The following is a 21,084-nucleotide window of genomic DNA, read 5'->3' on the forward strand; positions in this document are numbered from 1 at the left end:
CTCGATGCAGTGGGCCGAAACCATCCAGCGTCTAGGCTGCGCCCGGGCCGTAACAAGCATTTAACATTCCTGCACGACGCCCGTAATGACGTTTTGGCTACTCTGATGCAACAAGGTTTACTAGTAGCTAACACCAACCGGACAGGAATGTTTCGATGACAAGTGTCGCAACCCCTGCTGTATCCGCACCATCTGTAACTCCAGCTGACCGAATTTCGCTGAAGGACATCGCCCAGGCCCACGACGTCCGCTTCCTTCTGGCCACCTTTGTGGACATGACCGGCAAGCCCTGCGCCAAGCTGGTTCCCGTTGAGGCCGCCGACGAACTCGAGGCCGGGGCCATGGGGTTCGCCGGCTACGCCGCCGGACTGATCGGGCAGAAGCCGCAGGACTCGGACCTGATCGCGGTACCGGACCTGGCCTCCTTCACCCCCGTGCCCTTCATCAAGGAGGGCCTGGCGATCATCCACTGCGATCCGCACGTTGACGGCAAGCCCTGGCCCTATGCCCCTCGGGTGATCTTGAAGAACACCCTCGCGCGACTGGCCGGGAAGGGTATGCAGGCCAAGATCGGCGCCGAGGTGGAGTACTTCCTGGTGAACAGGAACGACGACGGGACGCTGAGCACCGCCGATGCCCGCGATGATTCGCCCCGCCCCTGCTACGACGCCCGCGGCGTTACCCGGATGTACGACCACCTCACCTCCATCTCGGAGGCGATGAACTCCCTGGGCTGGGGCAACTACGCCAACGACCACGAGGACGCCGCCGGCCAGTTCGAACAGAACTTCAACTACGCCGACGCGCTCACCACCGCGGACCGCGTGGTCAGCCTCCGCTACATCCTGAACATCGTCGCCGAACAGCGCGGCATGACCGCCACGTTCATGCCCAAGCCGTTCACCGACCGGACGGGTACCGGCCTGCACTTCCACTTATCCCTGTGGTCGGGTGCCGAGCCGCTGTTCCCCGGTGATGCCGGTGGAACGGACGACGCCGGCCGCGGCCTTGGGCTCTCGGAGCTCGCCTATTCGTTCATCGGCGGCATCTTGGAGCACGCGCCTGCCCTGCAGGCCTTCTTGGCGCCCACCGTGAATTCCTACAAGCGTTCGGGCGCCACCACCAGCTCCTCCGGTGCCACGTGGTCGCCTCGGAAAGCGTCGTTCGGCGGAAACGACCGGACCCACATGATCCGCGTCCCGGACAACAAGCGGATCGAGCTCCGCTCAGGGGACGGCTCGGCCAACCCCTACCTGGCCATCGCCACCGCCATCGAAGCAGGCCTGGACGGTGTTGAACGGGCCGTGGATCCGGGAACGCCCTCCGGCCCCGGCGAGTCCAAGCCTGATGCCCACCTCCTGCCGGCCACCCTGCTGCATGCCGTAGAGGCGCTGCGCCGCGACCCGGTGATCCTCGCCAGCCTCAGCGGCGACGCGGAGATCGGCAGGTACTACGCGGACGCCAAGGAAGAGGAATTCCTCAGCTGGCACAACCAGGTCAGCGACTGGGAAATCCGCACGTACCTCACCTCCATCTAACGCAGCGTCCATCTGACCCGGCTCCAACAAGAACCCCCATCAAGCCAGCTCCACCAAGCAAAGGAACCCCAACCATGTGCGGAATCGCCGCGCTGCAGCTGCGCAACCCCCTGCTGCACCCCCAGATGGGCAGCCTGCTGTCCTCGATGATGTGCCAGATCGTGGACCGCGGCCCGGATTCAGCCGGCATGGCTGTGTACGACACCCCGGGCCTGGTCTCCGAAGGAACCTCCACCCTCAGCCTGCTGGGCAAGGACCAGGGTCTGCCTCTCGCAGAGATCCAGCTCGCAGTAGCCGGCATGCTGCCTTCCGAGGCAGCTCCGCTGGTCCGGGTGGTGGGCGATACGACCCTGGTGAGCGCCGCCGTCGGAACTGATCTCCTGGTGAAGGCGGTCAGCGAAACCCTTCCCGGCGCCACCATCATTGGCCGCGGCGAGCACGTGGCTGTAATGAAGAGCGTCGGGCACCCCATGGAGATCGCCGCCGAGCACGGGCTCGAAGCGATGGCCGGAAGCCAGGGCCTCTCGCACACCCGGATGGCCACCGAATCCGCCGTGACGGCTCGCGGCTCGCACCCCTTCTCCGTTGCCGACGACCTTTGCCTGGTCCACAACGGCTCCTTCTCCAACCACGCCACGGTCCGGCGCGACCTCAAACGCGAAGGCGTGGTGTTCGACTCCGAAAACGACACCGAGGTGGGTGCCCGCTACGTGGCCTCCCGCCTGCAGCAGGGCGACACCCTCGAGGAAGCCCTGGTCAACCTGGGCAAGGTCCTCGACGGTTTCTACACCCTGGTGGTGACCACCGCGGACAGCATGGCCGTGGTCCGGGACCCCATCGCCTGCAAACCGGCCATCATCGCCGAAACGGACGACTACGTGGCGATGGCCTCCGAATACCGTGCCCTGGCCGCCCTGCCCGGTATCGAAAACGCCCGCATCTTTGAACCGGAACCCGGAAAGGTCTACACATGGTCACTCTGACAGCCCCCGAAACCAGCGCCCCCGAAACAAGCAGCCCCGAAACAAGCAGCCCCGAAACCAGCGCCACCCCAAGCACTGAATCAACGCAGGAAACCTTCGTTGTTGACCTGGCCGGCAGCCCGGTCCGCGCGTTCAACCAGGCCCTCCACAACGCGGTTGACGGACAGTCCTGGACCGTCACCAACCCCGAGGGCAAGCACAGCCTCGCGGTGGGAATCAACGCTGACGTCTCGGTGACCGTGGAAGGCCACGCCGGCTACTACGCAGCCGGGATGCACCAAAAAGGCGACGTGACCATCAACGGCAATGCCGGCGTCGGGCTGGCCGAGAACATCATGTCCGGCCGCGTCCACGTCAAGGGCGATGCCTCCCAGTCCGCAGCGGCCACCGGCCACGGCGGCCTGGTGGTCATCGACGGCAACGCCAGCGCCCGCTGCGGCATCTCCATGAAGGGCGTGGACATTGTGGTGGGCGGCAACATCGGCCACATGTCCGCATTTATGGCCCAGGCCGGCCGCCTGGTGGTCTGCGGCGACGCCGGCGAAGCCTTGGGCGACTCCATCTACGAGGCCCGGATCTACGTCAAAGGCACCGTGGCCTCCCTCGGCGCCGACTGCATCGAAAAGCCCCTGAAGGAAGAGCACCTGGCCGAACTCGCCGGGCTGCTCGCCGCCGCCGGCCGCAGCGACAACCCGGCCGACTTCAAGCGCTACGGCTCAGCCCGGAACCTCTACCACTTCAGCGTCCACAACTCGACGTCGTACTAGGAGCCACCATGACCATCACCTCCATTCCCCAAGCCGCTCCCGCGCAGGACACCGCGTTCCCCACCCAGAATGTCGCGGAACTGGGCCTCCGCGAGTCTTCCACGTTCGACCGTGCAACCATCGCCGACATCCAGCGCGCCGCCGCCACCGGCGTTTACGACATCCGCGGCTGGGGCGCCAAGCGCAAGGTCCCGCACTTTGACGACCTGCTTTTCCTCGGCGCCTCAATGTCCCGCTACCCGCTGGAGGGCTACCGCGAAAAGTGCGATACCGACGTCGTCCTCGGCGACCGGCACGCCACCCGCCCGCTTCACCTGCAGACCCCGGTGACCATCGCCGGCATGAGCTTCGGCGCCCTCTCGGCCAACGCCAAGGAGGCGCTGGGCCGCGGCGCCACCGAGGTGGGGACCTCCACCACCACGGGCGACGGCGGCATGACCCCTGAGGAGCGCGGCCAGTCCAAGCACCTGGTGTACCAGTACCTCCCGTCCCGTTACGGCATGAACCCGGATGACCTGCGCAAGGCCGACGCCATCGAGATCGTGCTGGGCCAGGGCGCCAAACCCGGCGGCGGCGGCATGCTGCTGGGCCAGAAGATCACCGAACGTGTGGCCGGAATGCGCACCCTGCCTGTGGGCATCGACCAGCGCTCGGCCAGCCGGCACCCGGACTGGACAGGCCCGGACGACCTCGAAATCAAGATCGGCGAACTGCGCGAAATCACCGACTGGAAGACCCCCATCTACGTCAAGATCGGCGCCTCCCGGCCGTACTACGACACAGCGCTCGCCGTGAAGTCCGGTGCGGACGTTGTGGTGGTGGACGGTATGCAGGGCGGCACCGCCGCCACACAGCAGGTGTTCATCGAAAACGTCGGCATCCCCACCCTCGCAGCCATCCCGCAGGCCGTTCAGGCACTGCAGGAACTCGGCGTCCACCGCAAGGTCCAGCTCATTGTCTCCGGCGGCATCCGCACCGGCGCCGACGTCGCCAAGGCCATGGCCCTGGGTGCGGACGCGGTGGCCATCGGCACCGCGGCCCTGATTGCGCTCGGCGACAACGATCCCCGCTACGCCGCAGAATACGCAGCCCTCGGTTCCGCCGCCGGCTTCTACGACGACTTCCAGGACGGCCGCGACCCCGCGGGCATCACCACCCAGGACCCGGAGCTCGCCTCCCGGCTGGACCCGGTAGCCGCCGGCCGCCGCTTGGCCAACTACCTGAGGGTTCTTACGATGGAAGCGCAGACCATAGCCCGGGCCTGCGGGAAGTCACACCTGCACAACCTCGAACCCGAGGACCTGGTGGCCCTGACCATCGAAGCGTCGGCCATGGCACGCGTCCCGCTGGCCGGCACCAGCTGGATCCCGGGCGCCAAGTAGCAGGCGCCAAGCAGCACGCGCCAAGCAGCACCTCTACCCGTCCTTATAAGGGAGCCCGTGATGACAGATTCTTCAGACTATGTGGTGGTGGGCGCCGGCCTGGCCGGTGCCGCCACCGCCTGGCAGCTGGCCGCCCGCGGGCACCAGGTGACCATCCTGGAACGCAACGTTCCGGCCAGCCACGATGCCAGTTCGCACGGCTCCGCGCGGATCTTCCGCTACGCCTATGCGGACCACTTCTACACGCACGCGGTGGCGGAGTCGAAGGGTCTGTGGGACGGGCTGGCCGAGGTCGCCGGAACGCCCCTGATCACCCCGTCCGGAGCGGTGGACTTCGGTTCGGAGCGCCATCCGCGGCTGCTGGCGTCGGTGCTGGCTGACGAAGGCATCGAGCACGAACTGCTCGACGCCGACGCTGCCCGCGACCGCTGGCCGGGCCTCGCGTTCGACACCGAGGTCCTCTGGCACCCCGGTGCCGGAGTCATCGACGCCGAAACGGCAGTCAACGCCATGGTGGACCAGGCCGTGAAGCACGGTGCCCGCCTTCTGACAGGCTGGTCCTTGCGGTCGCTCGACAGGACGGCCGCCGGCTACCGCCTGTCCTCCACCACGGGTGAAACGTTCGACGCGGGTCACGTGGTGATCAGCGCCGGTGGCTGGCTTCCGGGGCTGCTGGGGAAGCTGGGGCTGCCGGCGGGCTTCCTCGCCGGGCTGCCCCAGATTACGGTCCGGCAGGAGCAGGCGTTCCACTTCCGTTACCGGGATCCTGACAGCGCCGCCAAATGGCCCACGTTCATCAACAAGCGCGAAGACATCCAGGTCTACGGTCTCCCGGGCGGCCGCGACGCCGGCTTCGCCGGCCAGAAAGTGGCCGAATACAACGGCGGCAGGTTCATCCCCAGCGCCGCCGAACAGACCCGCGAAGTGGACCCCGCCAACCGCAGCCGCGTGGTGGACTACGTCACCCGCCTCCTGCCCGGACTGGACCCCGAGCCGTACGCCGAGACCACCTGCCTCTTCACCAACACACCTACCGAGGACTTCATCATCGACCGGGTGGACGGCCTGACCATCCTCTCACCCTGCTCCGGCCACGGTGCGAAGTTCGCCCCGCTGATCGGCCAGTGGGCAGCGGATCTGGCCAGCGGGGCAGCCAACGTAGCGCTCCGTTTCCGGACGGCGACGACGGCGGTCAGCAACCGCTGACTGCGCGCTTCCCCAGTACTCATCCTGCCCCTGCACTCATCTCGCCCCTGCACTCATTCGAGAAACGGACCCCCGTGACTGCCTCCACCTCTTCCGCTTTCCGCCAGACCCCGGAGGCTGCACCGCACGCGTCCCCCGCCTCGCCAACAGTGGCTGAGCCGGCCGCCGCAACGGTGAGCGGCCTGCTCAGGGACATTGCCGACGTCGGCCGCGACACCGCACGGGGCGGCTACTCCCGTCCGGTGTTCTCCAGCGCCGAGACGGAGCTGCGGAGCTGGTTTGTTGAACAGGCCGCGCGCCGCGGGCTGGACGTCCAGACCGACCACAACGGCATCATCTGGGCCTGGTGGGACATCTCTGCCGGCGCAAGGCAGGACGCCGTGGTCACAGGCAGCCACCTCGATTCCGTGCCGGGCGGCGGTGAGTACGACGGTCCGCTGGGGGTCGCCTCGGCACTGGTCGCCGTCGACCTCCTCAAAGCCCGGGGGCTGCGTCCGCGGCGCCCGCTGGCGATTGCCGTCTTCCCGGAAGAGGAAGGGTCCCGCTTTGGCGTGGCCTGCCTGGGGTCGCGCCTGCTGACCGGCGAACTGGATCCGAACAAGGCCCGGCGGCTCAAGGACCCGGACGGCAACACCTATGCGGACGTTGCCGCCGCGAACGGCCAGGATCCACGGCTGATCGGTGCTGACTACCAGGCGCTGGCGCAGCTGGGCATGTTCGTGGAGCTGCACGTCGAGCAGGGGAGGGGCCTGATCGACCTGAACCAGCCGGTTGCCATTGGCTCATCGATCCTTGGCCACGGACGCTGGAAGCTGACCGTCACCGGCGAGGGCAACCACGCCGGCACCACCCTGATGAAGGACCGGAAGGACCCCATGATCGCTGCCGCAAAGGTGATGGTGGGCATCCGGGACACCGCCAGGAAGTACCGTGACGCGCGGGCCACCGTGGGCCGGCTCCAGCCCGTGCCCGGGGGAACAAATGTCATCGCTTCCCGCGTGGACCTGTGGATCGACGTCAGGCACCCCGACGACTCCGTGACGGCCGCGCTGGTGGAGTCCATCGCGCTGAATGCCCAGGTAATGGCGGCCGAGGAAGGCTGCACCGCCAACCTCACCATGGAATCCCTCAGCCCCACCGTGAACTTCGACGCTCCGCTCCGGGACCGGCTCCGCGAACTGCTGCCGGACGCGCCCGTCCTCGACACGGGAGCAGGGCACGACGCCGGTGTGCTGAGTTCGCAGATCCCCACCGCCATGCTGTTCATCCGCAACCCCACAGGCATCTCCCACTCGCCGGACGAGCTGGTGGAGGATTGGGACGCCGAGGCCGGCGCAGTCGCGCTCGCGGACTCGCTGGCGGGACTGTTGGGCGAGGCGCGGAGTATCGGTTAGCGGCGCGGTTGCTGTCCTGCTGCGCTCGCGTTAGGGAACGCGCTTCAGTTCCTCACCCGGTAAACCATCAGCACGCAGCCGCCGTCGAGCCGGCGCGACTCTGTCAGTTCCAGTCCAATACGGCCCTTGAGATCGCGGAAGAAGGGAACGCCCGAGCCCAACAAAACGGGATGCACGTTCAGGCTTACCTGGTCGATGGCGCCGGCCTCAAACAGCGAGCCCGCGAGCTCGCCACCGCCCATCAGGCAAATACCCTTGCCGGGCTGCCGCTTGAGTGTGTTGACGAAATCGACCGCATCGGAGGAGACGAGTTCGGTGCCGGGCGGTGCCTCGGAAAGTGTGCGCGAGAACAGGTAGGTGGCAACCGGTGGAATTCCGCTGCCCTCGAGGCTGCCGGATTCAGGTCCTGAGCCTGGCTCGGAGCTTGGTTCAGAGCTTGGTTCAGAACCGGGTTCACCGCCCATGCCCTGGGCGGCCGCGAACTCCCACGTCTTGCGGCCCATGAGGACGGCATCCACAGTGGACCAGTACTCGCTCATGTACTGTTCCACGTCCGGGCTGAATTGCATCCAGTCGACGGCGCCGTCGCTGCCGGCAATGAACCCGTCGAGGCTGCACGCCGCACCATAAGTCACGGTCCGCATCGCATTTCCTTCCGCTGCCGCCCACTAAAAACTCTGGCACATGCCTGGGGCTTTGGCTACGGTCCTTGACTGCTAGGGGTGCCCAGCCGGCGCTGCAGCTGGCGTGCGTTTGGCGTGGGCCTGGCGTTTTTCCCACATCCGGTAAACCCTGCCTCACACGTTATGGCTGGTCCGGCGCGACCTATGATGGCTCCTATGACCAATCACGCCCGGGAAGATGTTCCAGCGGCCGAATCCGCAGCCAACGCGGAGGACGGCCTTACCGGTGCCGGTATCGCGGGGAAATTGGAAGTCTCCGGAAAACTGGAACAGGTCATCGCCGCCCAGGTCCGGCACTACCGCACGGCCGGAGGCTTGTCCTCGGCGGAACTGGCGGCCCGGACCGGATTGTCCAAAGCCATGATCTCCCGGATCGAAACCGCCACCACATCGTGCTCACTGACCACCCTGCAGCGTCTGGCCGACGGCCTGAAGATTCCGGTCACCGCCCTGTTCCGCGGCGCCGACACTGACCGTGATGCAACCTTCACGAAAAGCGGCCAAGGCAGCCTGACCGTGCGGAGCGGGACGCAGCACGGTCACGAGTACCGGGTCCTGGGCACGCTTAAGGGCCGCACTGATGCGCTTGAACCGACATTGGTCACCCTCACCGACGCCTCGGACGTCTTTCCGCTGTTCCAGCACCCGGGCACCGAGTTCATCTACATGCTCACGGGGAAAATGATCTACGGGCACGGTGCCTACGAATACGCGATGGAGCCAGGGGACTCGCTGCTGCTCGACGGCGAAGGCCCCCACGGTCCGCTGGAGCTTCTGGACCTGCCTATCCGGTTCCTTGCCGTTTCCGCCAAGTGATCCGCCCCGCCAAGTGATCCGCCCAGCCAATTGATCTGCACCGCCAGGTAGCTCTGGATTTCACCTGCGATACCGCACCTCAACCGGCTTTGGCGGACAACCGCAATGTCTCTGAGTGACGTGTGAAACTCGCTTGCCAAGGACTGAAACGTTGATTTAACGAGCCGGAAACCCACCGCAGTACTGCGCCCACCAAGATTGAAGCAGACGGCAATAGCTGCCCTCCGATGAACGTGGTACTGACTCCGCGTCCCTCCTCCGGAGCGGCTCTGACGGGCAATTTCCGTTCTCTCTTCGCATCACGAAAGGGGTTTCCCATGGATTCGGGAAATGTCGCTTGGATTCTGGCCAGCTCGGCGCTGGTTTGTATGATGATCCCCGCCCTGGCCCTGTTTTACGGGGGCATGGTGGGGTCGCGCCGCATTCTCAACATGATGATGATGTGCTTCGGCGGCGCCAGCCTGGTGGCCGTTCTGTGGGCGCTCTTCGGCTACTCGATGGCTTTCGGAAATTCAGTGGGCGGCCTCGGGCTGATCGGTGACATCACCGAGTTCCCCGGAATGGGGCAGCTGCTCGCCGCAGACGAAGCAGCATCCATCCCTGTCATCCTCTTCGCAGCCTTCCAGCTGTTCTTCGCCTGCGTCACCACCGCCCTGGTTGCGGGAGCGGCAGCCGGGCGTATGAAGTTCGGCGCCTGGATGCTCTTTGCTGGAATCTGGGCAACGATCGTCTACTTCCCGATCGCGCACTGGGTGTTCGCCTTCTCTTCGGCCGACGGCAGCGTTACCGGCGGCTGGATCGCCAGCGGCATCAAAGCCATTGACTTCGCCGGTGGCACCGCGGTCCACATGAACGCGGGCGCCGCGGCACTGGCTCTGGCACTTGTCCTGGGCAGGAGCTCCGGCTGGCCCAAGATGGAACACACCAAGCCCCACAGCCGGCCTCTCGTGCTCGTCGGCGCAGGGCTTCTCTGGGTGGGCTGGTTCGGCTTCAACGCCGGTTCCGCACTCTCCGCAGGCCAGTCGGCGTCGGTGGTTTTCCTCAACACCGCAGTGGCAGCCTCCGCAGGCCTTCTCGCCTGGGCCCTTGTTGAGCGCGTCCGCCACGGCGCGGCGACCAGCATGGGCGCAGCGTCCGGCCTGATCTCCGCCCTGGTTGCGATCACTCCCGCTTGTGGCGCGGTCAGCCCCCTCGGAGCGCTGGCTATCGGCGCTATCGCTGGTGCTGTTTGCTCGCTGGCCATCGAACTCAAGTTCCGTCTCGGCTACGACGACTCACTCGACGTCGTCGGCGTCCACCTGGTGGGCGGCATCCTTGGCACCCTGCTGATCGGCCTGTTCGCGACGGACGCCGCTCCGAACGGTGTGAGCGGCCTGTTCTACGGCGGCGGTGTTGAACTGCTGGGTGTCCAGGCGCTTGCCACGGTCACTGTGCTCGTCTACTCGTTTGGCGTCACGTGGATTCTGGCGAAAATCCTGGACCGCATCATCGGCCTGCGCATCAAGCCGGAGGACGAGATGCGCGGCATTGATATTGCCGCCCACTCCGAGTTCGCCTACCTGACGGACGAAGACCCTGTGGAGCTTGGTTCCCCGCAGCGGGCCTGATATCCAGCTCCGCACAGGGTGTCGCCAGGAAGTCCTTTGTAAGTAACCCCACAAATCCGGGTAGGCAGCCGTTCTCCCAGAGGCACGAGTCAGGCAGAGGGCCGAACCACGGACCGGTGTCAGCAGCAGCTGGCTTATAGTTCCGAGGTTCGGCCCTTTTGCCGTGGTGGGGGGCAGGGGGTCCAGGGGCGGGCGTCAGGTGCGGGCATCAGGTGCCGACGCAGACCAGGTTGCCCTCGTGAACCTCCAATACCGCGGCCCTAACGTGGCTGAGATGGGTCTTCGGGTCCGCAGTCATTGCTTCGATGTCCTCTCCGTTCCAGAACGGATGCGTGAAATAGACGATGAGTGCCCGCTCTTTGCCGGCATCTGAGTTTTCCAGCGGGACAACGTCCGCGTGCCGGGCCGCCACCGGACCGCCGTCGGCTGTTTCGGGAGACGTGAGGATGAGCCCGTCCCGGTGTTCCTGCCGGACCCAGCCGCCTGCTGCATCGTCTGAGCGGTAGACAGCCTGACCCCGCCACTCGTCCACGATCATCCAGTAAGAGCCCTCCAGCTGGAAGACTTTGGGGCCTTCGTGCGGTCGCCCGGGAATGACGAGCCCTTCCATAACCCACGACGACGGGTCGGCAGGCGAATCGCTGACTGCGCTGTAGGTATTGGATTCGCGGGCCTCGTCCTTGTACCAGAGCCGGTACCGGCCGTCGCCGCAGGGGGCTACAGCCGCATCGATGACGCGCGGAGAGTCCAGTTCGACGGCGCCGAGGTGCTTCCAGGTGATCAGGTCCCGGCTGGCGAGCAGGACGATGGAAGCATCCCCGGTCCAGTCAGTCCGCATCCCGCCGAGCACCGTCAGGTACATGATCCATTGGTCACCTACACGCACGACGTCGGGCGCCCACAGGGTAGCGGGAAGCTCCGTTCCTGGCGGGACCAGTCCGTCAACGGTGCCTTGGTACGCCCAATTGAGTCCGCCGTCCGACGAACGGGCCACTCCGATTGCCGTTCCGTGCACCCATTCCACTCCGGTCAGGCCCGGTTGCGTGGCCCGGCGCTGGGTGTAGAAGAGGACCCACTCTCCGGTCAGGTGGTCGGGCACCAGGACGGGATCTGTGGGGCCGTCCCAGACTGGATCCCGGTATGGCGTCGCGAAGGCCTCAGGGCTGAGAGGGGTCAGTACAGATGCCTCGGCGTTCATTTGGTGGCGCACGGAAGTCTCCAATGAAAGGCTGATTTCGCTACAGCATAAGGGAGAAATCGGTTTCTCGCAGCTCTACAGCCGGGTGGGGCTGGACGCCAGCACAGAACCGGCGGCTCGAACCGCTCCACGTCGTCAGACAGGACTGTGATCCACGGGCAGGCGATCATCAGCAATCGGGTCTTCGAGCCGATCTTTATCAACGAAGGTTGCTACTTCAGGCGGGATTCCTGACCAGTATTCCGGTAGTTGTGGTGGTTCCCAGTCGGGTTGTTCGCTGGCGTAGCGTCTGCCGGTGGGTGAGATCCAGCCTGGTGGTTCGTGTTGGGTGGCGCGGCCGGGTGTCCAGCCGCCGGTGTGCCGGAGCTTGTGGTGTTTGGGGCAGGGCTGGGCGAGGTTGGTGATGCCGGTGGTGCCGCCGTGTGCCCAGGCGAGGAGGTGGTCTGCTTCGTTGTCCAGGGATTGGTTGTGGCAGCCGGGGAACGGGCATTTCCCGTCGCGGAGGCGCAGCCATTGGCGTTGGGCTTTGGTGACGGGGTAGCTGGTCCGTCCGATCTCCAGCGGTGCACCGTCCCTGGGGTCGATGAGGACGCGGTGGAAGGAGGTGGCGCCGTCCGCGATGAGCCTGCGTGCCATGGTGACAGGGATCGGCCCGAACCCGTCCAGCATCGCCGATTCATCCGTGGCGCCGAGCAGGGACATGATGGGCACGGTGACCAGGACCTGCGCCCGGGGTGAAGGCACCCGCCCCGCGGCAGTTCCCTCCGCGTCCCCACAGAGGAGCAGGGTCGCGGCGATGTCGGCACGCATCTGGGTCATGGTGCGGTCCTCGTCCGGGCCCTGTAAGGCGCGGGCGTCGGCGGTGGTGCGGTTCCAGATCCCGGCGGCCTGGTCCGCTGGCAGGTACGCCGAGAGCCAGGCCATGCCGTCCCGGTCCGGCCGGTATTCCAGCCGCCGGTCCGCGACGGACCTGGTGTGGCGTTTTTCGATGCTGACCGGGTGGTGCCGTTCGCGCCAGATCCGGGCCTTGTGCCGGAACCTGGAGGCGACGAGTTCCCCGGCCGGGCAGCCCCGGTTGGGGTTCTGCGCCTCGGGGTCCAGGAAGTGCGCCTCCAGAGCCTGAGCAGCAGAAGCCTCCAGGTTGGTGGTCTCGTCCACCATGACCCGGGCGTGCTGCCAGGAGAGGGAACCGGCCGTCAGAGCGGAGAGGGTCAGCGGCAACGCGGTGGTCAGGGCCTGGGATTCAGCCAGAAGGGCCCCGGCGGTCCGCTCGCTGACGGTCAGCACACACGCGACCTCGGCCACGACGGCCATCTCCTGCGCCCGATCAGAGGTATCGGGGGACGCCAACGCCTGGGCCGTGCCGGCATACCCGGCTGCCGCGTGGACCGCCACAGCGGCGACCTGCGCATTGAGCCTGGCGGTCAGGGCCAGCGTGTCCAACCAGCCATCAGCTTCCCGGCGCAACGGATCATCAACACCTGAGCCAGCCAATTCATCAACCCCAGCGGACTCCGTGCCGCCCTTAGCCGCAGCGAGCAGCGCCGCAGCGGAGGCACAAACAGCCTCCGCCGCCTCAACCGCCACCCTGTTTCCCATACATCAAGCATCCCGCGGGGCAGTGCCGAAAACCGCGAGGCATCAGGCCCATGTGGATAACTGGCAACCACAGCGGACAGTGGCTTTGACGGCCCGCTCGGGAGCCAGCCAGATGCGGCCATTACCAGGCCAGACCCTCAGAACAGGCAGTCATCAGCTGGCCCCGGGCCAGTTCGGTTCCGCTTGCCAGCGCGGCTCCGTGCATTGCCTGCTCAGTCCTTGAAAAGCCCTGCCAGGTCCTCGGCCGTGATGGAACCGCCGGAGAGGGCATCGCCCTCCATGACGTCAGCGAACAGCTGCGACTTCCGGGCCTTCAGCGCCATGACCTTTTCCTCAATCGTGTCCTTGGCCACCAACCTGTAGACCATCACGTTCCGGGCCTGGCCGATCCGGTGTGTCCGGTCCACAGCCTGCGCCTCGGAAGCCGGGTTCCACCAAGGGTCCAGCAGGAACACGTAGTCGGCCTCGGTCAGGTTCAGGCCGAACCCGCCGGCCTTCAGTGAGATCAGGAAGACCGGAGCGGAGCCGTTCTTGAATTCGTTGACGACGTCGGTACGGTTGCGGGTGCCGCCGTCGAGGTAGCAGAACTCGATCTTCTCCTCCACAAGCCGTTCCCGGACCTTGCCGAGGAAGCCGGTGAACTGGCTGAAAATCAGAGCGCGGTGGCCCTCGGCAACGAGATCCTCCAACTGCTCGAACAGCACATCCAGCTTCGAAGACCGGACCCCGGACAGCGACGGATCCACCAAGGATGCGTCGAGGCTGAGCTGCCGCAGCAGGGTCAGCGACTGGAAAATCGTGAACCGGTTCTTGTTCACGTCCTCGATCAGGCCCAGGATCTTTTGACGTTCGCGCTGCAGGTGCGTCTGGTAGACCTTCTGGTGGCGCGGGTTGAGCACCACCTCCAGGATCTGCTCCTGCTTGGGCGGCAGGTCGCGGATGACCTGGTCCTTGGTGCGGCGCATCATCAGTGGCCGGACCCGACGGCGGAGCTTGTCCAGCTGCCCCTTGTCACCGTTCTTTTCAACTGGCTTCTGGTAGTACTCGGCGAACCGTTTGGGGCTGGCGAACAGGCCCGGCGCCACGATGGAGGTCAGCGCCCAGAACTCCATCAGGTTGTTCTCCAGCGGCGTGCCGGTGATGGCCAGCTTGAAGGCAGCGGGTAGCTTCCGGGCGCATTGGTACGCCTTGGACTGGTGGTTCTTGACGAACTGCGCCTCGTCGAGGACCAGGCCCGCCCACGTCTTGGAGGCGTAGGAATCGTAGTCGATCCGGAACAACGCGTAAGAGGTGATGACAATGTCCGCGCCGGCCAGCTCAACGGCCGCATCCTGGCCGTTCTTGGCAAAGGTTTCACCGACGGTCCGCACCGTCAGGCCCGGGGCGAACCGTGCCGCTTCAGCCGCCCAGTTGCCCACCACGCTGGTGGGGGCAACCACCAAAAAGGGCGTGCCGCCGTCGGGCGCTGCGGCCGCCGTGTCTCCTGGAGCGCCGGAGACGCCACCCAGCTCCTTCGCCGCACACATGAGGGCGAGGGCCTGGACGGTCTTGCCCAGGCCCATGTCGTCAGCGAGCACCCCGCCCAGGCTGTGACGGTAGAGGAAGCTGAGCCAGTTGAAGCCCTCGAGCTGGTACGGCCGCAGTTCCGCATTGAGCGAGGCAGGCAGCGGCAGCCCGTTGATCCCGCCCTCAAGCAGCCCGCCAACTGCCTCGCGCCAGGCGGCGGCCTGCTGGTCCACGATACCCAGGTTCGCCAGCTCGTCCCAAAGGCCAGCCTGGAACCGGCTGATCTGCAGCGGGGCATCCTTGTTGTCCTGCAGGGAGCGCGCCTCCTCAATCAGGGCGCGCAGCTGGTGGAGTTCGGGGAGGTCCAGGGAGAAATAGGCGCCGCTGGGCAGCAGCATCTTTGTCTGGCCCGCGGCAAGGGCGGAGAACACAGCCGCAAACGAGACAGGCTGGCCCTCCAGCGAGATCTGGATGCCGAGATCGAACCAGTCGCGCTGCTCGGTGGCCTTGGTGGAGACCGAGATGACCGGGGCTTCCTCGGCCTCGCGGTAGTCGGCGATTTCACCGGCCGTGTCCACATCCACGTCGCGTGCCTGGCGGAGCAGGGGCAGCACGTCCTCGGTGAAGGCAAGCGTGTCCAGGCCGCTCAGTTCCACGGAGGCAGCCAGGCGGGGTGTGCCCCAGCCGCCGGTAGCCGATTCGCCGAGGGCCGGAACCACGTTCCACGGCTGGCCGATGCCCTCCAGGATGCGGGCTTCGGCGGGGTCGTCACGGTAGCCGTGGTCGCCGGGGTGGCGCCACAGGGGCTGGGCGGTCACCAGTTTTCCGGTCTTGTAGTGCCACTCCCAATGCAGCCGCAGCTTGTGGTCGGCGCCGTAATTGGCCAAGAGTGAAAGCGTGGGGACCGCCAGCGTGGGCAGTTCAACCGACTCGTCCTTGGCCGTGATCCGGGCGGCCTGCTTGAGCTTGGGGTAGAAGCCTGTCAGGAACCGCGTCTCGTCCTTGGCCGGGATCTGCAGGGTGCTGCCGGCCGTCACGAACGCCAGCAGTTCCTCGCTGAGCCCGTTTTCCAGCGGCGCAAGGGTGATCACGTGGTCTGCGTCGACGCCGGGCAGCGCGTCCCCGCCGGACGTGAGGAAAATGCCGTGGGCGGGGCGCCCGATGGTGCCCACGGAGGCCGGATCGACCTCAACCCCGTCAACGGTGACGGTGGGTGCCAGCGCCAGCCCGCCGTCGTCGGCCGCGGTTGCAGTGCCCGCCGCAGCCGTACCGGCGGCCGCATCCGGGCTGACCGGGGTGCCGAACCGGCTGAGGTTAAGGCCGACGGCGGCAGGGGACTCCGCGAGCCGTACCGGCTCGGTGCCGCGGCTGTGGACCAGGCTCAGGCCGATCTTTTTGGCGTCGGCCAGCAGGCTCCACAGGTTCTTTCCGGCGAAGGTGTTCATGCCGAGCCAGAGGGCGGACGAGTTGTGCAGGCGGTTCGCGGCGGCGGTGTGTGCGGCCAGGAATTCCTGCATCCACTCCACATGCATTTGGTTGCATTCGCGGCGGAAATTCAGGTAGCTCAGGGTGTTCCATGAGACGTCGCCGCGGATCCATTTGCCCTTAGATCCCATGATGACCGGGCGGGCCTTGAGCTGGCGGACGCTCCGCAGGGGATCGCGGCGCCCTGTGTAGGAGAAGTGCGGCGCCGGTTCTTCGACGTCGAACTGGAGTGCCAGCGGGATGCCGTTGCTTGAGGGCGTGATGCCGGGCTGGGAGATCAGCGGGCTCAGTGCCTGCTCCCAGTCGGCGAGTTCAAGCGTGGCGGGCTGCCGTGACAGCCGGGAAACGTCCGCCGGGGTAAGCAGCTGCACGCGGATGGCGGGGTTGTCCTCGGCGGCGAAAAGCAAGGCGGCCACATGCTTGCAGTCCTTGCGGACAGGGCAGCTGCAGACACCGACCGGGCAGCTCCAGCCGCCTGCCTTCCGGACCAGCTTGGCCGTGGTGGAATACGGCACGTCCGAGCCTCCCCGGACCTTGCCGAGCATGAGGCCGGTGGCGGCGTCGAACGAGATCCCGGAAACGCGGCTTCCCATGGCATAGGCCAGTCCGGCCGCGAGGGAACGGTCGTTGATGGCGGGGGTCTGTATTGCCAGTGCCGCACTCTCGTCCGGTTGGGATGGCATGGTGCGCGCTACTTTCAGCTGGCCGCGGAGGACCAGTGTCCGATCGATGGTTATCTGCTCCATCTTAGTTCGCCCGGAGGAACCGCACCGCGCGGCCCTTTTGCTGGGCCGAGGCCATGTGGACAACCTGCCCCGAAATCTTCTCCTGACGTTCACTTCAGCCTCAACATCCCGCTGTTCCTGCCCACGTAGCGTGAAAGTGTCCTGAGCATCACCGAAGCTAACAGCAGTGAGGAACACCCATGACCACGAGCCAGCACCCGGTCGTCCTGACCACCGCCAACGTCGAAGCCGGCAACGAGGAAGTTGTTGATGCGAACGTTCACGTGGTGAATGCCATGTACGCGGAACTGCTTGACGCCGCCGAAATCGCCCCTGCGGCCCTCGGCAGCTACTACGTGGACTTCTACGTGACCCAGTCCCTGGAGGGCGGCTTCGCCCAGTACGTTTTCACCGCAGACCGGGAAGAAGTGGATCCCCTCATCCGCGAAGGCCTGGAAGGCATGGGTGCGACGGCGCATCTTGAGCTCTTCAACCGGACCGTTGAGGCGTTTGACGCACTGTCCCAGGAGGACGAGGAGCGCTACCTCGACGGCGACCTGGACACCGAGGAGGAACCCACCGATGGCGTGCGCACCATGGAGGAACTGGACGGCGAATTCGAGGAGCTGTTCGAAACCGAGAACATCACGGCCCTCAACGCTTCCTGGCTCCTGCGCCAGGAGGGCCTGCTGGTCCTTGAGGAGGATGAGCTCGCGGCCTACATCGAGCGCCAGGTTGCGCTGATCCCCGACCTTGAGGAGCGCAAGGCCAGGGCCGACGCCGAAGCGCTGGAGGATGCCCCGGACTTCGAAATCATCATCCGCGAGCTGTGCGATGTTGCCGGCTACGAGCTCCAGAAGATCACTATGGGCGATCCGAACTACGTCCACAACGGGGAGAAGACCCTGGGCTGGCACTTCGCCACGGATCACGGCGATTTCATCATGGTCGAAGAGGACGATGAGGCGTTCATGATCAACCCGCAGACGCAGGAAATCGTCGCAGCGGTTGAATTTGAGGAAGCCGACGACGACGAGATGGCCGACGCGTAGCAACCCAACCGGCGGCGGGCGGTCACCTTTCAAGCGGAGGTGACCGCCCGTCGTCGTACGCGTTCTAAGAGTTCTGGTCCAGGGCCTTCGCCAGGATGTCCAACAGCTCCCCGTCCACCTGGTCCACGGAGGTGAGCCGCACCCGGCGGGTGAAGGGGTTCTCAGTGCGGGTCTTCAAGGCTTCGAGGCGTCCCTCGGCGGCTGCGTCGAGGCGCAGCGCCACGTCAACGGCGGTGTTGGTGGTGCGGGTTACCTGGGCGAACTTGCGGCGGGGCCCCAGGAGCGAGACGTAGCCCTTCCGCATCTGGATCTCCACGCCGTCGGTGGCCGCTGCCCACGCCAGGAGGGCATCGGCGATCGGCCTCAGTCCGGGGTGGTTGGCGTACTGTCCGTCGATGAGTTCGTCCGCATCCCGAAGCATGAAATCCGGGTATCCGAACAGCTCCCACGACACCGCGTACTGGGCATAGCCCGTGATGCCATGTTCGGTGCGCATCCACCCGCGGAGCTCGGCGTCATTCTTCAGGCCAGCGGAGCGGGCACGCTCAGCCCAGTACCCGACGCCGTGTCCGGTCTTCCGCTCGAGCAAGGCCTGGTTGCTGTCCACCATGCCCTGCCAGGTCCGGGCGGTTTTCTGCTGATCGGGGGTTGTAGCCATGCCTCGATGGTAGTGGGCAGCCCTGACAGCGGCGGGCGGCCCAAAAAAGTTTCCGCGGCCCCGTAACTTTCCCGGTGCGGCCGGCGATGTAGGAGGTGATTGGTTCCACGGAGCCGGATCTGACTTGTCTTCTAGATTTTGGAGTTTCCCATGCCCCTGTTCACCGTTCTCGCCACCAGCAAAGTCGCCGCCGGAGTATTCGCCGCAGGTGCCCTGGCCGTCGGTGGTACCGGCGTCGCAGCTGTTTCCGGCGCTCTCCCGGACGCCGCACAGCAGTCCGCCCACGAACTTCTCGGCGCCCCCGCCCCGAAGCTGTCCGGCGAAGCCGCCGCAGCCGCGGACGCTGCGGCTGAAGCAGCCGGCGACGCCTCCGCAGATGCAGATGCGGACGCGACCGCAGACACGACGGCCGATGTTGCCGCCGCGGCCGACGCTTCGGACGGAAAGGTTGCGGCAGGAGCCAGCGTCTCCGCCGCTGCGAAGACCACGGCCGACGCTGCCGGTGCCGCATCCCTGGGCCTCTGCACAGCTTTCGCCAATGGTGGACTCAACACTTCCTCAGAGGGGTTCGCCTCGCTGGTTGTAACGGCCGACGGCGCAGCCAACGTTGAGAGCTTCTGCGCCGACGTTGTCTCCCAGGCCAACGCCGCGGTTGACGCAGGTGCCGCTGCCAATGGCGCCGCCACTGTCGAAGCCGACGCCCCCACCGTGCCTGCTGTTCCGGCAGTTCCCGCCGTCCCCGGTGTTGAGGGCGTGCCGGCTGTGCCTGCCGTCCCCGCTGTCCCGGCCGTGCCCGGCAACGTGGTGGACGTCCCAGCCGTTGACGCACCCGCCGTTTCGGCCCGCTAAGACCCGCTCAGCTAGTGTGGACTGCGGCATCCGCCTCCTGAGGGCCGGATGCCGCAGTCCATATGGCAAGCCAGAGCAGACCCACAGCAGCGGAGCACGCCGCGCCAGATACCGGGAAGAGCGATTCCGCTGCCCGGGATGGAGGAGCCGCCGGTGACTGACACCTTGGCCGACGCAGACATCGCGATATTCGAAGACACCCAAATATTCGAAAGCACAGCCGAAACTGACCCGGCCGTGCTGTTCAGCGCTGTCTACCGCACCTTTGCCGGGGCGGTCCTCGGCTACCTCCGGGCGCGCGGTGTGGACGATCCGGAGGCTGTCACCCAGGACGTGTTTCTGGCGTTTTTCCCCAAAATAGGTGATCTGACAGGCGGGCTTCCCGGCGCCAAGTCGCTGCTCTTCTCCATCGCCCACGCCCGGATGGTGGATCACTACCGGCGCCTCGAACGGCGCCCGGAGCCGTCCAGTTTCGATCCTCTGCAGGACCCGCGCCGCACCGCCTCCGCCGAAGACCAGGTGCTGGAACAGAATGGTGGCGCAACCGCCCTCCTCGAAGGCCTCGCCGACGACCACCGTGAGGTCCTGGCGCTGAGGGTTGTGGCGGACCTGTCCATCGAGCAGGTGGCCGGCATCATGGGCAAGTCCCAGGGCGCCATCAAGCAGCTGCAACGCCGCGCGCTGCAAAATCTCAAGGACCAGACGCTACGAAGAAACCAGGCACATCATGAGTGACACCGCAGGTTCCATGCGCAACACAGCAGGCCACCGCAGCGGCGGCCCAGAAAACGACGCGGCCGTTGACCGGCTGCTGCTCGAAGCAGAACTGGACGACGACGGCGGCCTCCGCGCCGCCCTGGTTGAGCTCCGTTCCCTTTCGGTGGGACAGCCCGTTCCCTCCGACGCGGTTGCTGCGCTGATGGTCCCCGCGGCGAACGCACCGCGGGTGGCTGCTGTTGCGGCGGTCGCCCGGACTTCAGCCACGCCCGCTCCTGCCGAAGCGCTCGCCGCTGTGCCGGCCGAAGCCCCGGTTGATGAGCTTGCCGCCCGACGTCGCGCCAAGCGCCGGATCACCATGACCACCCTCTCGGTGGCAGTGTCACTGGCCGCCGGCGGCGCGGTTGCCGTGGCGTCCGATCAGGGCATCCGCGACGCGATCGGCGCACTGAACCATACCGTCACGTCCTTCGTTGCCGGGGCAGGCGGAGCCTCACCGGACAAGACAGGCCAGGCGCCGCCGAGCGATCCCACCCAGCCCGGCGGTGCTGCGTCAGTGCCGGTTCCCGGCACGCCCGAGCCGTCCGCGCCGGGCGCACAGCCAGCAACTTCGCCGGCGTCGGGCGCTGACGGCCAGGCCGCCGCGCCCGCACAGTCAACGCTGGGGGCTGTGCCGCCGGGAGCCACCCTTCCGGACAACCTGGCGGGAATACCGGTCGCCGGCGTGCCAGGCGCCGGGGAACCCCTTAACGGCGCGCCCCTTAACGGCGGGCCCCTAAACAGTGGGCCGAACGGCGGGCCGCTCGACGAGGCAGCGCCCGGCCTCCCGGTGCCGCAGCCATTGCCTCCGCTCCCGATCACCCAGCCTCCCGGTTCGGCGCCGGCCTCCGGACAGTAGGCGTCGCCAGACCTGGCCTGC

Annotated in this window: 17 protein-coding genes; 12 read left to right on the plus strand and 5 right to left on the minus strand. The window is 66.5% G+C overall.

Going from position 1 to position 21,084, the window contains the following annotated elements:
- The first annotated feature begins 155 nt into the window (after positions 1 to 155).
- The 6 genes from glnT to ABIA70_RS20350 all read left to right on the plus strand — a co-directional run bounded on the left by glnT (position 156) and on the right by ABIA70_RS20350 (position 7,270).
- Complete coding sequence (gene glnT / locus ABIA70_RS20325; protein WP_354149391.1) at positions 156 to 1,538, plus strand: type III glutamate--ammonia ligase; 1,383 nt, start codon at positions 156 to 158, stop codon at positions 1,536 to 1,538.
- A gap of 74 nt (positions 1,539 to 1,612) precedes the next feature.
- Positions 1,613 to 2,521, plus strand: coding sequence for a class II glutamine amidotransferase domain-containing protein (locus tag ABIA70_RS20330; RefSeq protein ID WP_354149392.1), 909 nt, complete (start codon positions 1,613 to 1,615; stop codon positions 2,519 to 2,521).
- A complete protein-coding gene (locus ABIA70_RS20335; RefSeq protein WP_354149393.1) occupies positions 2,509 to 3,288 on the plus strand; it encodes a GltB/FmdC/FwdC-like GXGXG domain-containing protein in 780 nt (259 codons plus the stop codon). Before ABIA70_RS20330 ends, ABIA70_RS20335 begins: the two co-directional genes overlap by 13 nt.
- An 8-nt stretch (positions 3,289 to 3,296) precedes the next feature.
- Positions 3,297 to 4,670 carry an FMN-binding glutamate synthase family protein gene (locus tag ABIA70_RS20340; protein ID WP_354149394.1) on the plus strand — a complete coding sequence of 458 codons (1,374 nt, stop codon included), beginning with the start codon at positions 3,297 to 3,299 and terminating at the stop codon, positions 4,668 to 4,670.
- Positions 4,671 to 4,730: 60 nt separating this feature from the next.
- A complete protein-coding gene (locus tag ABIA70_RS20345) occupies positions 4,731 to 5,876 on the plus strand; it encodes an FAD-dependent oxidoreductase (RefSeq protein ID WP_354149395.1) in 1,146 nt (381 codons plus the stop codon).
- Between the two features lie 149 nt (positions 5,877 to 6,025).
- A complete protein-coding gene (locus ABIA70_RS20350) occupies positions 6,026 to 7,270 on the plus strand; it encodes an allantoate amidohydrolase (protein ID WP_354149483.1) in 1,245 nt (414 codons plus the stop codon).
- 44 nt (positions 7,271 to 7,314) lie between these two features.
- Here ABIA70_RS20350 and ABIA70_RS20355 read toward each other — a convergent pair whose 3' ends face one another.
- A complete protein-coding gene (locus ABIA70_RS20355; RefSeq protein ID WP_354149396.1) occupies positions 7,315 to 7,914 on the minus strand; it encodes a dihydrofolate reductase family protein in 600 nt (199 codons plus the stop codon).
- Between the two features lie 195 nt (positions 7,915 to 8,109).
- On the opposite strand from ABIA70_RS20355, the gene ABIA70_RS20360 reads away from it, so the two are divergent.
- Together ABIA70_RS20360 and ABIA70_RS20365 are read left to right on the plus strand one after the other, a co-directional pair.
- Positions 8,110 to 8,769, plus strand: coding sequence for a helix-turn-helix domain-containing protein (locus tag ABIA70_RS20360; RefSeq protein ID WP_354149397.1), 660 nt, complete (start codon positions 8,110 to 8,112; stop codon positions 8,767 to 8,769).
- 317 nt (positions 8,770 to 9,086) lie between these two features.
- Entirely contained in the window at positions 9,087 to 10,376 is a 1,290-nt protein-coding gene (locus tag ABIA70_RS20365) for an ammonium transporter (RefSeq protein WP_354149398.1), read from the plus strand.
- A 208-nt stretch (positions 10,377 to 10,584) separates the two neighbouring features.
- Here ABIA70_RS20365 and ABIA70_RS20370 read toward each other — a convergent pair whose 3' ends face one another.
- The 3 genes from ABIA70_RS20370 to ABIA70_RS20380 form a co-directional block, all read right to left on the minus strand.
- On the minus strand, positions 10,585 to 11,586 hold the full coding sequence (locus ABIA70_RS20370; RefSeq protein WP_354149399.1) for a glycoside hydrolase family protein: 1,002 nt from the start codon (positions 11,584 to 11,586) through the stop codon (positions 10,585 to 10,587).
- A gap of 123 nt (positions 11,587 to 11,709) precedes the next feature.
- Positions 11,710 to 13,173, minus strand: a complete 1,464-nt coding sequence (locus tag ABIA70_RS20375; RefSeq protein ID WP_354149400.1) for an HNH endonuclease signature motif containing protein — start codon at positions 13,171 to 13,173, stop codon at positions 11,710 to 11,712.
- Between the two features lie 212 nt (positions 13,174 to 13,385).
- Positions 13,386 to 16,847 carry a DEAD/DEAH box helicase gene (locus ABIA70_RS20380; protein WP_354149401.1) on the minus strand — a complete coding sequence of 1,154 codons (3,462 nt, stop codon included), beginning with the start codon at positions 16,845 to 16,847 and terminating at the stop codon, positions 13,386 to 13,388.
- 242 nt (positions 16,848 to 17,089) lie between these two features.
- Between ABIA70_RS20380 and ABIA70_RS20385 the strand changes: the two genes are divergently transcribed.
- Entirely contained in the window at positions 17,090 to 17,941 is an 852-nt protein-coding gene (locus ABIA70_RS20385; RefSeq protein ID WP_354149402.1) for a DMP19 family protein, read from the plus strand.
- Positions 17,942 to 18,005: 64 nt separating this feature from the next.
- On the opposite strand, the gene ABIA70_RS20390 is transcribed toward ABIA70_RS20385, so the two are convergent.
- Positions 18,006 to 18,599 (minus strand): DUF5655 domain-containing protein, encoded by a 594-nt coding sequence (locus ABIA70_RS20390; RefSeq protein ID WP_354149403.1) that lies wholly within the window; start codon positions 18,597 to 18,599, stop codon positions 18,006 to 18,008.
- Positions 18,600 to 18,749: 150 nt separating this feature from the next.
- Here ABIA70_RS20390 and ABIA70_RS20395 point away from each other — a divergent pair, with 150 nt between their 5' ends.
- From ABIA70_RS20395 to ABIA70_RS20405, 3 genes are all read left to right on the plus strand, one after another.
- Entirely contained in the window at positions 18,750 to 19,448 is a 699-nt protein-coding gene (locus ABIA70_RS20395; RefSeq protein WP_354149404.1) for a protein tyrosine phosphatase, read from the plus strand.
- A 138-nt stretch (positions 19,449 to 19,586) separates the two neighbouring features.
- Positions 19,587 to 20,183 (plus strand): RNA polymerase sigma factor, encoded by a 597-nt coding sequence (locus ABIA70_RS20400; protein WP_354149405.1) that lies wholly within the window; start codon positions 19,587 to 19,589, stop codon positions 20,181 to 20,183.
- Positions 20,176 to 21,063: a hypothetical protein gene (locus tag ABIA70_RS20405; protein WP_354149406.1), complete on the plus strand. Its 888-nt coding sequence runs from the start codon at positions 20,176 to 20,178 to the stop codon at positions 21,061 to 21,063. The genes ABIA70_RS20400 and ABIA70_RS20405 overlap by 8 nt, the downstream gene beginning before the upstream one ends.
- Positions 21,064 to 21,084 lie beyond the last annotated feature (21 nt).

This window comes from Arthrobacter sp. 754, assembly GCF_040548695.1.
Classification (GTDB): Bacteria; Actinomycetota; Actinomycetes; order Actinomycetales; family Micrococcaceae; genus Arthrobacter.